Source organism: Burkholderia sp. MSMB1588 (genome assembly GCF_001546925.1).
GTDB classification, from domain to species: Bacteria; Pseudomonadota; Gammaproteobacteria; order Burkholderiales; family Burkholderiaceae; genus Burkholderia; species Burkholderia humptydooensis.
In genome coordinates, this window is the sequence record NZ_CM003770.1 from 582616 (window position 1) to 595687 (window position 13072).

Genomic DNA, 13072 nt, shown 5'->3' on the forward strand with positions numbered 1-13072 from the left:
CGCGAATTCGGAAGGGCTGCGAATCGAACAAGCCCTATTCGCGCGTCTTCGCGCGCACGACGATCTGCGCGAGCGCATCGCGCTCGATGCGCTCGAGCGACGCGCGCGCCGCATCGAAATCTTCCGGCGAGCACACCTGATGCGCGAAGCGCGCGCGCAAGCGCCGCGTGATCTGCACGACGCGCGCCGCCGCGTCGAATACGTAGTGCGATTCGTAATCGAGGAAGCGATCGTGCACGTTCGCATCGGCCGACAGATCGGTCACGCGCACGTTGTCGGGCAACGCGATCTGCGCGGTCTCGTCGAACTCGCCGCCGATGCACAGCCACGGCTGCGTGCGCACGGGCTCCGCGAGCCAGCCCCGCACCTGCGTCGCGATGCCGCCCGCGAGGCTCGATAACGCCGGCAGCGCGGTCGTGCCGTCGGGCCAGGCGAAGTGCTCGAGCGTTCCCGTCATCGAGGTCGAAAACGGCCCGCTCGTCACGTCACGCTCGCCCGTGCCGAGCCGCGCGGTGCCGCTCAAGCCGCTCTGCCGCAACCGCTCGGCCGCGAGCTGCAGCACGCGCTCGCGCGCCGCCTGCCGGAACATGCCGCGCTCGAGCTCCGCGGTCCAGCCGCCGTCCTCGACGTAATATTGATAGCGCGCGGCCCCGCTCGGCTCGACGTCGATCCGCAGGCGCGCGTCGCGCGTGCGCGGCTGCGCGGCGGGCGTGCGCGACAGCACGCCGTCGTCGACGAGGAGCGCCGGCCGATCCATCACGACGGGCGGCAGATAGCCGAACTCGACGCCGCCGACCGTCGTGTCGGCGAACAGGCCGAGATCCGGCAGCCACGTGATCGCGTGACTGATCGCGCTGCCGCCGTAGCCGGGCACGTCGGGCAGCGTGTAGACCGGGCCGAGATTCAGCAGCGCCGGCTCGCTGCGTATGCCGAGCGCCGCGAGCAGCGCGCCGAACAGCGCGACGTGATCCTTGCAGTCGCCGTAGCGGTTGCGCAGGATGTCCGTCACCTTGTGCGGCGCGGCCGCGGTCTCGCCGAGAAAGAGCGCGACGTAGCGCACGTTCGTGCGCACCCAGTCGTAGATCGCCCGCGCCTTCGCACGCGGCCCGGACGCGCCCGCATTCGCGACGATCGATTCCGCGAGCCGCGCGACGGCGGGGTCGGCCGCGCTCGCGTCGACGGCCGCCGCGCGATACCGGCCGGCGAACGCCGCGAAATCGCGCAGCGTCGACACCATCAGCCGGTCGCCGTACGTCGCGTAGCCGACCGAGCCGTCCTCGATGCGCGGATACGGGCCGTGCCGATAATCGAATTCGTAGCGCGTGCGGCCGTTCTCCGTCACCGGCGCTTGCGCGACGTAGCCGCGCGCGTCCGCGTAGAGCGGCAGGTCGGCGGGCAGATCGAAGATCAGGCGCTGCGCTTCGACGGGCGCGCGCGACGGCGCGGCGAAGTAGCTGAAGTACCCTGGGTCGCGCGGCTTCGTGCGCGACTTGCCGAACACGAGGCGCGTGCGCGCGCCCACGTCGACGCCCGGAAAGATCACCGAGCGCAGCACGCCGTCCTCGAAGAACGGCGCGCCGGCGGAGCGCGGCTCCTGCACGTCGCGAATCGCCTCCGGGCCGACCGGGTGCGCGACGCCCGCGCGGTCGATCGTCTCCGCGCGCAGCAGCTCGACGCGGTCGATGTCCTTGTTGAACCACACGTAGCGCTGCGCGACGTCGTCGATGCCGCTCGCGGTGTTCGCGCGCAGCGTCGAATCGTCGTGCTCGTCGACGGAGCCGTCGCGCTGGACGACGAACACGTGGACGTCGCTCACGACGGTCGCGGGCGCGGCGTCGGCGGCGTCGGGCTCGATCGGCGATGCGCTCGCGCAGCCGATGAACAGGCCCGCGCACGCGACGCAAGACAATCGGATCAAAACGTACATCGCAACGGACCTGCGCGAATGGAGGGGCGAATCGTCGTGACGAACGGAGGCGGACGAAGGCGCGAGCCCCCGTTCGCCGGTCGAGTCAGTGTCGGCCGCGCTCGCGCGCGCGTCAAGGCGCGCCGCGCCGGCTTGCGGCAATCAGCCGGGAATGCGGCGGGCCGATTACGGCATGCTCGCCACGCGCCGAGCGCCTCGCATCGCCCGCACGATCCCGCCGTCGACGCGCGTGCTGGCGGGCGGGCGGCGCATGCCTGAACTCGGCCCGCATTTCTACGCGCCGACCGTGCTCGCCGACGCCGCGCCCGGCATGCAGCTCTGCGGCGAAGAGACGTTCGGGCCGGTCGTTGCGTTAATCCGCTTCGCGACCGAAGAGGAAGCGATCGCCGCCGCGCACGACACGCCCTATGGTCTCGCCGCGTACTTTTACGCGCAGGACGGACGGCGGATCGCGCGCGTGTCGTCACGGCTCGAAGCGGGAATCGTCGGCATCAACGAAGGCCCGCCCGCGAATCAAGCCGCGCCGATGCGCTGCACCGCGATCGACGCGACGTCGACGCGGCTCGGCAGGATCGCGTCGCGCACCGCGCGATCGGCAACCCGCTGCAGCGTCGCGACATCGGCCGCGCCGACCGCCCGTTGCGCGAGCGCCGCGCGGCGCGTGATGTCGGCGGCCGCGTCGAGCGGCAAGCGCGTGAGCGACGCGTAGACCTTCGCGTAATCGTCCGGATGCGCGAGCGCCCATCGTCCCGCCCGTTCGAGGCGCGCGAGCGCGTCGACGAGCGCCGCGCGCTTCGCGCGGTCTTCGAGCGTGCCGACGGGCGACGTGAGGAACGCGAGGCCCGAATTGATGCCGCTGCCGTCGCGCACGACGCGCGCGCCGCGCCGGACGACGTGCCCGTAATACGGATCGAACGTCGCCCAGGCGTCGATCCGCTTCGCCTCGAACGCGGCGAACGCATCGACGGGCAGCACGAACCGCACTTCGACGTCCTGCCGAGACAGCCCGCGCTCTTCGAGCGCGCCATAGAGCTGGTACTGCGAAATGCTGCCGCGCGCGGACGAGACGACGACGGTCCGCCCTTTCAGATCCGCAACGCCGCGCACCGGCGAATCGGGCTGCACGACGATGCCGAGCGACGCCGGCGAGCCCACGCGCGTCGCGACGATTCGCAGCGCCGGATCGCCGAGCGCGGCGGCGAGCACCGGCAGGTCGCCCGCGGGCGCGACGTCGATCGCGCCCGCGCGCTGCGCTTCGAAGAGCGGCGCCGCGCCCTGGAAATTCGCCCAGCGAAACCGATACGGCGTGTCGTTCAGCACGCGCGCCGCTTCGGCGAGCGCGCGCAGGCCGCCCGCCTGATCGCCGAGCACGAGCGTCACGCCGGATACGTCGGCGTCCGTCGCGCCGGCCTCTGTCCGCTGCGCCGCGAACGCCGGCGCGATGCGGCCGGAGAATGCCGCGCACGATGCGGCGGCAAGGCGTCGCAACGCACGGCGACGCGCGGCGAACGACGGCGGAGCAGCGTAACGGCTCATCGGCGGAGGCCTCCCGAAGAAACGCCGCCGCGCACGATCGCGCGACGGACGAGTCGCCAAGCTTAGGGAATCCGCCGATGCGGAACAAACATCGATTTGCGAAATGCTTATCGGGAATGCGCATCGCGCGCACGCTTCGACGATGCAGCGCCCCGCATGTGCGCCCCGGCGTGCGCGCGCCGTCAGCGATACGTCCAGAGCCGATGCATCGCGAACGTCAGCGGCGGCACGAGCACGACGACGGCCGCGATGCTCCACGCGGGCGCGACGCCGAGCGCCTGCACGCCGTGCGAGATCGCCATCGTCAGCATCAGTCCCGCAGCCGATACGGCGACGAAGCGCGCGACGTTGCGCCAGCGCAGCGGCGCGGAAAAGCTCCACAGCGTGTTCAGCAGATACGACGCGCCCGTCGCGCAAACGAACGCGACCGCGTTCGCCTGCACCGCGCTCGCGGCGAACGCGCCCATCAGCGCCCCGGCGATCGCCGCGTGCAGCGCGGTGGACGCCGCGCCGGACACGCCGAAGCGCACGATCCGCGCGCGCATGCCGATGTCGGCGACGGCGCTCATCGCGGCTCGCTGCGCTTCGTCAGGACCGCGAACAACGACACGCCGAACGGCAGCGAATGCTTCGGCAGCCAGCCGCGTTCGGTGCGGAAGATCCGGTACAGCGCCGCGTTGACCGCGCGCGGCCCGAGCGCGTCGCCGCTCGAGCGCGCGCGATGCAGCAGCCGGTCGACCGTTCGCGCGACGACGGCGAGCGGGAACAGCAGCGTGTTGAAGTACGAGCTGCGCACGATCATGCAATCGGCCGCCCGCGCGCAGCGTTCGAGCGCCGCACGGTCGTAGCGCCGGTAGTGATGGAGGAACGTGTCGTGCGCGCTCCATAGCCACTGGTACGCCGGCACCGTGACGACGATCGCGCCGCCCGGCGCGAGATAGTCGCTCACGCGGCGCAGCGCGGCCGCGTCGTCTTCGATGTGTTCGAGGCAGTCGAAGAAGCAGATCAGATCGAAGCGCTGGTCGCCGAACGGCACGTCGTCCGGGCAGCGGCCCGCGCGGATGTCGAATCGCCAGCCGGTCCTGCGGTTCGCGATCGCGCGCGCGGTGTCGTCCATCTCGAGCGCGCTCACCGCGCCGAACGCCTCGAGCATGCCGAGATTGCCGCCCGTGCCCGAGCCGATCTCGAGGATGCGCGCGCCCGCCGGCAGCCCGAGACCCACGAGCAGCGCACGCAGGATGTCGCGCCGTGCGCGGAACCACCAGTGCGTCGTTTCGGTGGCGGCCATTTGCAGATAAGCGTCGGGTGACATGGCGTCCTCCTTCGGTCAGCGGCTTGCGGCGCGCTCGCGCGGCATTGCGCGGCGCCGCGCAAACTCGATCCGCGCGGCGCGCGCCGCGGCGGCGGGCAGCGCGCTCACCTTCGTGCGCGCCTGATAACGGCGGCGCACGAGGTAGATCGGCCGCTCCTTCGATTCGTAATAGATGCGGCCGATGTACTCGCCGACGACGCCGATGCCGATCAGCTCGATCCCGCCGATGAACAGCATCACCGAAATCAGCGACGCGTAGCCCGGCACCGGATTGCCCATCCACAGCGTGCGCGCGACGATGAACCCGCCGTACAGGAACGCGAGCGCGGCGATGCCAAGCCCGATGTAGGTCCAGCTTCGCAGCGGCACCGTGCTGAAGCTCGTGATCCCTTCGAGCGCGAAGTTCCAGAGCTTCCAGCCGGAGAATTTCGAGTGGCCCGCGCAGCGCGCCTCGCGCTGGTACTCGACGATCACGGTCCGGTAGCCGACCCACGCGAACAGCCCCTTCATGAAGCGCCGGCGCTCCGGCAGGCTGCGCAGCGCGTTGACGACCTGCCGGTCCATCAGCCGGAAATCGCCGACGTTGACGGGCAGCTTCACTTCGGACAACGCATTGTGCACGCGGTAATAGAGCGCGGCGGCGGTGCGCTTCGCGAACGTGTCGCACGCGCGGTTGCTGCGCTTCGCCGCGACGACCTCCGCGCCTTCGCGCCAATGGTCGATCATCACCGGGATCAGGCTCGGCGGGTCCTGCAGATCCGCGTCGATCGGTATCACCGCGTCGCCGTTCGCTTCGTCGAGGCCCGCCGTCAGCGCGGCCTCCTTGCCGAAGTTGCGCGTCAGATCGATCACGCGCACGCGCGGGTCCTTCGCACCGACGGCGACGAGCTGCTCGAGCGTGTCGTCGCGGCTGCCGTCGTTCACGCAGACGATCTCGAAGCGGATCGATTCGATCGCCTCCATCAGCGGCACGACTTCCGCGAAGAACCGCGTGACCGCGTCGCCCTCGTTGTAGAACGGCACGACGAGCGAAATGAGCGGTATGTTCATCTGATCCCGCATGATGCTTCTCCCTGAACCCCGTAGCGGCCGCGGCCGGCAAGCGGCGCCGCCGCCCGCGTGCGCCGCGGCGCGGCGTCCGATGCGCCGCGCGCCGCGATGAAACGAACCGAATCGATCGCGTCCGCCGCGTCTTCGTCGCCGGGCAGACACGGCGCGCCGCGGCGCTCGCGCGCGATGCGGCACACGATCGCCGCGAGCGTGCCCGCCGTCACGAGCGGCAGGAACTGGAACCCCAGCGGCTCGATCGCGACAAGCCCCGCCAGCGGCATCGGCGCGAGCGCCGCGAGCCCTTCGCGCTCGAGCGGCCGCCAGCCTTCCGTGCGCGCGTGGCGCACGGCCCACGCGATCACGAGCCCGTACCACGCGAGGTCGTAGTCGTACAGATACGGGCTCACGAGCAGGCTCGCGCAGACGAGCGCAGCGCATGCGCGCTCGCGCCGCGCCACGCGTAGATCACCGCGGCGGCCGCGAACGCGATCGACGCCGCCTGCAACAGTTGCGCGACGAAAGGCGGCAGGCCGGCGAACGTCGCCATCGCGAAGAACGTCGGAATCCGCGCGAGCGCCGCCTGCCCGGCACCGATCGTCTGCAATGCGGACGCCGCGCCGTGCGCGAATGCGGCCCATGCGCCGAAGCCGAACGCGAGCGTGCTCAGCGCGGCGACGAGCGCGACCGTCGCGGCCCATGCGCGCAATGCGCGCCATTGCGACGCGCACAACAGCGCGAGCGGAAACAGCAGCGCGAGCTGCGGCTTGATGACGAGGAGCCCGAAGCAACATCCGGCGAGCGCCGGGCGGCGGCGCAGCGCGACGAGGCCGAAGCCGGCGAGCGCGGCCGTCAGCAGGCTGTTCTGGCCGATGAGCGCGACGAAGAACGTGCCGGGAAACGCGAGCGCGCAGAGCGCCGCGAGGCGGCGCGGCACGATCGCGCGCACCATCGCGACGAACAGCGCGCCCGTGCCTGCGGCCCACGCGAGCGCCGCGACCGGATACGGCAGCCAGCCGAGCGGCGCGACGAGCAGCAGCGTCTGCGGCGGATAGAGCCACAGCAGCACGCCGCGCATGCCGCGCATCGACGGCGCCGCCTGCAGCTCAGCCGCATGCAGCGCCGAAAAGCGCCAGGCGTCGGCCGCGTGGCCGTGCACCGCGAGCCGCGCGGCGCTCCAGGTCGGCACGAAGTCGAGCATCGGCGGCAGCGGCGAGCCGAGCCCGCCCGACAGCCAGCGAACCAGATAGATGCCGCCGAACGCTGCATAGCAGACGAGCGCCGCGATCGCGTAGGTCCGCACCCGCTTCGCGCCCAGCCAGTGCGGACGGCGGCGCGGGCCCGCGGCCGGCAGCTCCTGGCATTCGACGTCGCGATGCGCCGCCGCGTGGCCGTGCGGATGCGCTTTCATCGCGCGACTCCCGGCATCGCTCGCGCGCGGCGCGCGACGACGAGCAACACGGCGAGCAGCACGACGGGCCCGAACTGCGGGAAATGCGTCGCGCGATTGAAGAACTCGAAGAACGGCAACAGCCAGCCGGCGACGAACACCGGCTGCTCGCCGGGCAGCCAGCCGGTGTCGAGCGCGCACGCGAGCACGCCGAACAGCGCGATGCCGAGCCACGCGAGCTCGTAATGCCACAGATACGGCGTCGCGAGCAGCGTCGCGACCGCGAGCCCGGCCGCGCGCAGCCGCGTGTCGCCCGTGCGCAGCCAGACGTCCAGCGCAGCGACGGCCGCGAGCACGCCGACGCCGATCTGCACCGCATACGCGGCATGCAGTGACGCGCCGGCGAGCCGCATCGCCGAGAACGGCGCCGGCGACGCAAGCCAGTACTGCGCGCCTTGCTCGAGCACGAGCTCGCGCAGCATCGTCGCGCCCGACAGGAACGCATGCACGGACGCCGTGCCGCAAACGGCGACGCTCGCCGCCGCGAAGACGAGCGTGCCCGCGGCGGCGGCGAAGCACGCGCGCCATGCGCGCGTCGCGACGAGCAAAAGCGGAAACAGCAGCGCCATCTGCGGCTTGACCGCGAGCAGGCTGATGCAAAGCCCCGCGAGCGCCGGGCGCTTCGCGAGCAGTCGGACCGCGAGCGCCGCGCACGCGGCCGTGAGCAGCGAATTCTGTCCGATGACGGCCGCAACGAGCACGCCCGGGAAAGACAGGATCACGAACGATGCGAGACGCGGATTCGACAAGCGGTCGCGCAACCCGGACAGCGCGCCGACGCTCTTCGCATACGCGACGAGGCCGAGCGCGCAGAAGAGCAACAGCGACGGCACGTAAGGCAGCAGCGCGAGCGGCGTGACGAGCACGAGCAGCGTCGGCGGATACACCCAGGGCAGAAAGCTGCGGTTCACGTACGCGCCGAGCTGCGCCGCTTCGGTGCGGGAGAATGCCGCATAGTCGTAGACGGTTGCGGGCGCGCCGTGCAGCATCGTGTGCGATCCGCTCCAGAACACCGTGAAATCGATGCCCGGCCGAACGGTCGTGTTCGCGGTGAAACCGCTCGTCGCCCAGCCCCACGCGCCCAGCAGCGCGATGCTGAGAATCAGCGTCGCGCCGCCGTAGGCGAGCACGCGATCGCTGGTCAGCCATCCGCCTGAGCGCAACATGCCGAAGCATGTTCCCCGATTCGCAAGATCCATGATGCCCCGATGTGTGATTAAGCGTTCTGTTCATTCAAACGCGTCGATTTTTTTTGTCGATTCGTTCGGACGACGTTCTTGTTCGCACGACGCCGTCGCGCTTCCATTGTTAGAAAAAAAAGCGAGCCGATGCAAATCGCGGCGGCGCGCGATATCGCAGCGGGCCGGCCGGAAACGGCGGATTCCGCATGAAAAATGACGAACGGACGCGCTCGCGTTACGGAGTTGAAACACTTTCCGCCGCCGGACGTCTGCGCCGAAGTCGCGCGGCACGGCTCCGTTCACGGATGCCCGGTTCAGGGAAAGTCCCGACAAAATTTTTTGTGCCTTGCCCGGCGGGCGTTCGCGGGCGGCGGCGGCGCGCGGCGGCGCGCTCGCGCGTATCAGAACCGAAACCTTCTGCGCCGCATCATGCCCGGCACGTTGCATCGATGAGCCGCTCGCCCTTGCCCCGCCGCGTCTTCCCGAAAGCTGGCCCACTCCTTGCGAAACGTCCTGCGCGGCAAACGACGACGCGACGATCGGCGAATTCACGGCAACCAGACCAGCAGACAAGAATCTCGCCGACGTCACCCACGGGGTCGCATCCGGCGCCACGCACGCGAGTGCGGCGCCGGATGCGTACAGGGCAGTCGCCGTTCGACCAGCGGGGCACCGGCTGCGGCCGAGTGCTTGGAAAAAATTGCTTGTTGTGAATACCGGGGTGAAGGCAATGTTCACTTATACCGTTCAGCGGCTTCTCGGCCGCTCCAGCAGCGAAGCGGCGCGCGCAGTCGCCGTCGCTCGCGATCCCGCCGCCGGCCGAAACGGCCGTCGCTTCCGCGTTTTTCCAGGGTGGCGCCGCGCAGCGCGCATCGATTCATGCGCACGCGCCGGCAAGCCCCATCCCGCCGATCGTTCCGTCCGCGCCGGCGCATGCATTCGCGTGCAGGCCCCGGTGCGGCTGTTCTGATCCGCGATCCGCTTTCCAGCAGTGCCTTGCAGTGCCCGTAGTGCCTTGTTGTGCCTTGTTGTGCCTTGCAGTTGAAGCAGTTCCCGTTGTACGTCCCGCGCCGTTGACGGCAAGGGTTTCATTAGTCATCCGAAAGGAGAGAGTCATGTCCAGCTTCATTCAATACGTCAAGCAGTTCGTTCGCGACGATGGCGGCGTCAGCGCCATCGAATATGGCCTGATCGCCGCTTTGATCGCGATTGTGATCATCGGTGCGGTGAAGACGGTCGGTACCGACCTCAATTCCGTCTTCACGACGATCGGCAGCGATCTGTAGGGCACGTCGCCGGAAGGACGGATGGCTTTGCGCAACACGCCGTCCGTCGCTTTCCGCGCGTGCGTTTCCCTTCGATGTTCCGTTCGATACCGCTGAGGAGCGACTCATGAGAACCCAGTCCTTTTGCCGGAAGTCGGCCCGTCCGCAGCCGCTCGGCGCACGTCCCGCTCACGCGTTCATGTGCTGGCTGCGCGACGAATCGGCGGTGTCCGCGATCGAATACGCGCTGATCGCATCGCTCATCGCGATCGTGATCATCGGCGCGGTGCAGGTCGTCGGCACCAATCTGCAATCGGTGTTCAGCACCGTCGCTTCGGATGTGTGATCTCAAGCCCACCTGGATGCGCCAGTCCGGCACGCCGGCTGGCGTCACCGAAGCGGTTCATCGAACCATTGAATTAGACGCGAGGCCTTCCATGCTTTCCGCCCTGCCACCGCAACCGATCCCGCTGTGCGCGGCGCTGCTCGCAGTCGTCGCGGCCAGCATCGATCTGGCGAGCCGGCGCATTCCCAACCGACTGATCGCGCTGGGCCTCGTGGGCGCGCTCGTCGCGCAATGCGCGCTGCCCGGCCCGCACACCGGCTTCGTCGCGTGGCTCGCGGGCGCCGCCACCGGCGCCGGCCTGCTGCTGCCGTTCTATGTCGTGCGGGGAATGGCGGCGGGCGACGTGAAGCTGATGCTCGCGATCGGCGCGTGGGTCGGCCCGACGCTCGCGCTGCACATCGCGCTCGCGACGTTCGTCGTCGGCGGCGCATGGGCGCTCGCGGTCGTGGCCAAGCGCCGCCGCTTGCGCAAGCTGCTCGCGAACCTGCGCCACCTGTTCGCGGGCGCGGCGCTGCTGCGCGATCCGTCGGCCGCGCGCGCCGCACCCGGGATCGACTCGGTCGGGACGCTGCCATACGGCGTCGCGATCGCGATCGGCACGCTCGGCGTGCTGTTCGCGGCGGCGGCCTGACGCAACGCATGCTGACTCTCACTCAACGATTTGGAGCGACCATGAACCTGGATCAAGCAGAACCGCGACACGACGTGCAGATCGCCCATCTGCCGGAGCCGCCGTCGCTGCGCATGTACCGCGCAAGGCAGGCCGCGCGCTTGCCGGCCGCGCCGCGCACGCTCGCGGAAACCGGCCTGAACGAAGCCTTCGTCGCGGCGCTGTTGCTGAAATCGATGCTCGCGCACGGACGCTCGAGCCTGACCGAGCTCGTCGAGCGTCACTGTCTGCCGCCCGCCGCGCTCGACGAAGTGCTGACGTTCCTCGCGTGCGAGCGCCTGATCGAAGTCACGCACCGCGGCCTGTCCGACATCGACCTGACGCTGCGCCTGACCGACCTCGGCCGCGCGCTCGCGCTCGAGGAAAAGGCGCGCAACAGCTACTGCGGCCCGGCGCCCGTCACGCACGACGCGTATGTCGCGAGCGTCGCCGCGCACTCGGTGCGCCTTGTGACGATCTCGCGCGCCGACGCGCACGCGGCGTTCAGCGGCGTCGCGATCGAGCCGGCGATGCTCGACGCGGCGGCCGCGTCGATGAACGCGGGCCGGCCGCTCCTGATCTACGGCCCGGCGGGCAGCGGCAAGACCTATCTCGCCGAGCGCCTCGGCGCGCTGCTGCGCGGCAATGTGCCGATTCCGTACGCGATCCATGCGTCGGGCGAGATCATCAGGATTCACGATCCGCTCGTGCACGTCGACGCGCCGCGCGCGGCCGACGGCGCGAACGGCGACCGCCGCTGGCGCCTCTGCCGCCGGCCCGTCGTGCTCTCGGGCGGCGAGCTCACGCTCACCGAGCTCGACCTGCGCCGCGACGATTCGACGGGCTACTACCAGGCGCCGCCGCACGTGAAGGCGAACATGGGCCTCTACATCGTCGACGACCTCGGCCGCCAGCGCATCGCGCCGCGCGACCTGCTCAACCGCTGGCTGATGCCGCTCGATCGCAACATCGATCAGCTCACGTTCGTGAGCGGCGTGCGGCTCGAAATGCCGTTCGACGTGTGGCCCGTGTTCTCGAGCAACCTCACGCCCGCGCAGTTCAGCGACGACGCGTTCCTGCGGCGGCTCGGCTCGAAGCTGCACGTCGGGCCGCTGCCCGTCGAGCGCTACCGCGACGTGTACGACGCGAACTGCGCGGCGCTCGCGCTCAGCTCGGACCCATCGACGTTCGACTACCTGCTGCGACACCTGCACGAACCCGCACGGATGCCGTTTCTCGCGTGCTATCCGAGCGATCTGCTGCGGCTCGTCGCGGCGTCCGTGCGCTATCGCGGCGACGCGCCCGCGGTCACGCCACAGGCGCTGCATGAGGCGTGGCGCAGTTTCTTCGGCTCGGCGCCCGACGAACCGCCGTTCACCCCGCCGGATGCGGATCGCGATTGGTAGCGTCCGGCCCATTGGCTCTTGATACGACTAGCGAGGAGTACCGCCATGAAAAACAGTCGCGCATTCACGATGCTCGCCATCGCCATCCTGGCGGGGCTGGCCGCCGTCGCCTTCGCTTCGCGATGGCTCGTGCAGACCTCGAGCAGCGCCGTCACACCCGTCGCGGTCGCCGCGACCGACGTGAACCTCGGCGAGCCGCTCGGCCCGAACCAGTTGCGCATCGTCAACTGGCCGACGGCCAGCGTGCCGCCCGGCGCGTTCACCGATCTCAAGCCGCTCGAAGGCCGCGTCGTGCGCACGAGCCTTGCGCGCGGCGAGCCCGTGCTCGGCACGAAGCTCGCGCCCGTCGGCACGAAGGGCGGCCTGTCCGCCGTGATCGCCCCCGGGCACCGCGCGATCACCGTGCGCGTGAACGACGTGGTCGGCGTCGCGGGCTTCGCGCTGCCGGGCAACTACGTCGACGTGATCGTCAACACGCAGGAACAGTCGAAGGCCGATCCGCAGCAGAGCATCTCGAAGATCGTGCTCGAGAAGATCCTCGTGCTCGCCGTCGCGCAGCAGGTGAGCCGCGACGACACCGCGCCGAAGGTCGTCAACGCGGTCACGCTCGAAGTGTCGCCCGACCAGGCGGAGAAGCTCGATCTCGCGCGCAGCGTCGGCACGCTGTCGCTCGTGCTGCGCAACCAGATCGACAAGGACGCGCTGAACACCGGCGGCGCGACGAAGAACACGCTGCTCGGCCAGCCGGCGGCCGTGCCAGCGAGCGTCGCGGCGCCCGCCGCGCAACCGCGTCCCGTGCGCATGCGCGTCGTCGCGCATGCGCGCGGCGCGGCCGGCCGCGACTGCGTCGGCGTGTTGTCCGGCGTGACGGGCAGCGTCGAATGTTTCTGACACAAGTGGCAAAGCACTGACGATGCCTGGCGTTTCCGCTGCCCGTTTGCGTTCCGGCAGCT

The 13072-nt window shown here is 70.2% G+C and carries 13 protein-coding genes and 2 pseudogenes; 7 read left to right on the forward strand and 8 right to left on the reverse strand.

Annotation, left to right across the window (positions count from 1 at the left end):
- Positions 1-34: 34 nt before the first annotated feature.
- A complete protein-coding gene (locus tag WS92_RS02395) occupies positions 35-1927 on the reverse strand; it encodes a DUF3857 domain-containing transglutaminase family protein (protein WP_059934451.1) in 1893 nt (630 codons plus the stop codon).
- Positions 1928-2153: 226 nt separating this feature from the next.
- Here WS92_RS02395 and WS92_RS30755 point away from each other — a divergent pair.
- A pseudogene (locus tag WS92_RS30755) lies at positions 2154-2453 on the forward strand (aldehyde dehydrogenase family protein); the annotation flags it as partial.
- On the opposite strand, the gene WS92_RS02400 reads toward WS92_RS30755, so the two are convergent.
- From WS92_RS02400 to WS92_RS30760, 7 genes and pseudogenes are all read right to left on the reverse strand, one after another.
- Positions 2441-3463 carry an ABC transporter substrate-binding protein gene (locus WS92_RS02400; RefSeq protein ID WP_059934452.1) on the reverse strand — a complete coding sequence of 341 codons (1023 nt, stop codon included), beginning with the start codon at positions 3461-3463 and terminating at the stop codon, positions 2441-2443. The pseudogene WS92_RS30755 and the gene WS92_RS02400 sit on opposite strands and share 13 nt — an antisense overlap.
- Positions 3464-3645: 182 nt before the next feature.
- Positions 3646-4032, reverse strand: coding sequence for a GtrA family protein (locus tag WS92_RS02405; protein ID WP_006028213.1), 387 nt, complete (start codon positions 4030-4032; stop codon positions 3646-3648).
- Complete coding sequence (locus WS92_RS02410; protein ID WP_015603189.1) at positions 4029-4775, reverse strand: class I SAM-dependent methyltransferase; 747 nt, start codon at positions 4773-4775, stop codon at positions 4029-4031. The genes WS92_RS02405 and WS92_RS02410 overlap by 4 nt, the downstream gene beginning before the upstream one ends.
- A gap of 15 nt (positions 4776-4790) precedes the next feature.
- The gene (locus WS92_RS02415; protein ID WP_059934453.1) at positions 4791-5837 is read right to left on the reverse strand and encodes a glycosyltransferase family 2 protein; all 1047 of its coding nucleotides are present in this window, start codon (positions 5835-5837) and stop codon (positions 4791-4793) included.
- Positions 5822-7233, reverse strand: a pseudogene (locus tag WS92_RS02420) (glycosyltransferase family 87 protein). The gene WS92_RS02415 and the pseudogene WS92_RS02420 overlap by 16 nt, the downstream one beginning before the upstream one ends.
- The gene (locus WS92_RS02425) at positions 7230-8438 is read right to left on the reverse strand and encodes a glycosyltransferase family 87 protein (RefSeq protein ID WP_059934538.1); all 1209 of its coding nucleotides are present in this window, start codon (positions 8436-8438) and stop codon (positions 7230-7232) included. Before WS92_RS02425 ends, WS92_RS02420 begins: the two are co-directional and overlap by 4 nt.
- A gap of 63 nt (positions 8439-8501) precedes the next feature.
- Positions 8502-9026, reverse strand: coding sequence for a hypothetical protein (locus WS92_RS30760; RefSeq protein ID WP_230479303.1), 525 nt, complete (start codon positions 9024-9026; stop codon positions 8502-8504).
- A gap of 157 nt (positions 9027-9183) precedes the next feature.
- Here WS92_RS30760 and WS92_RS02430 point away from each other — a divergent pair, with 157 nt between their 5' ends.
- The 6 genes from WS92_RS02430 to cpaB all read left to right on the forward strand — a co-directional run bounded on the left by WS92_RS02430 (position 9184) and on the right by cpaB (position 13010).
- On the forward strand, positions 9184-9423 hold the full coding sequence (locus WS92_RS02430) for a hypothetical protein (RefSeq protein WP_059934454.1): 240 nt from the start codon (positions 9184-9186) through the stop codon (positions 9421-9423).
- A gap of 145 nt (positions 9424-9568) precedes the next feature.
- Positions 9569-9739, forward strand: coding sequence for a Flp family type IVb pilin (locus WS92_RS02435; RefSeq protein WP_059934455.1), 171 nt, complete (start codon positions 9569-9571; stop codon positions 9737-9739).
- Between the two features lie 178 nt (positions 9740-9917).
- Positions 9918-10064 (forward strand): Flp family type IVb pilin, encoded by a 147-nt coding sequence (locus tag WS92_RS02440; RefSeq protein ID WP_009916580.1) that lies wholly within the window; start codon positions 9918-9920, stop codon positions 10062-10064.
- Between the two features lie 91 nt (positions 10065-10155).
- Complete coding sequence (locus tag WS92_RS02445; protein ID WP_059934456.1) at positions 10156-10695, forward strand: A24 family peptidase; 540 nt, start codon at positions 10156-10158, stop codon at positions 10693-10695.
- Positions 10696-10736: 41 nt separating this feature from the next.
- The gene (locus WS92_RS02450; protein WP_015603376.1) at positions 10737-12119 is read left to right on the forward strand and encodes an ATPase AAA; all 1383 of its coding nucleotides are present in this window, start codon (positions 10737-10739) and stop codon (positions 12117-12119) included.
- Positions 12120-12164: 45 nt separating this feature from the next.
- The gene (gene cpaB, locus WS92_RS02455; RefSeq protein WP_015603420.1) at positions 12165-13010 is read left to right on the forward strand and encodes a Flp pilus assembly protein CpaB; all 846 of its coding nucleotides are present in this window, start codon (positions 12165-12167) and stop codon (positions 13008-13010) included.
- Positions 13011-13072: the final 62 nt, after the last annotated feature.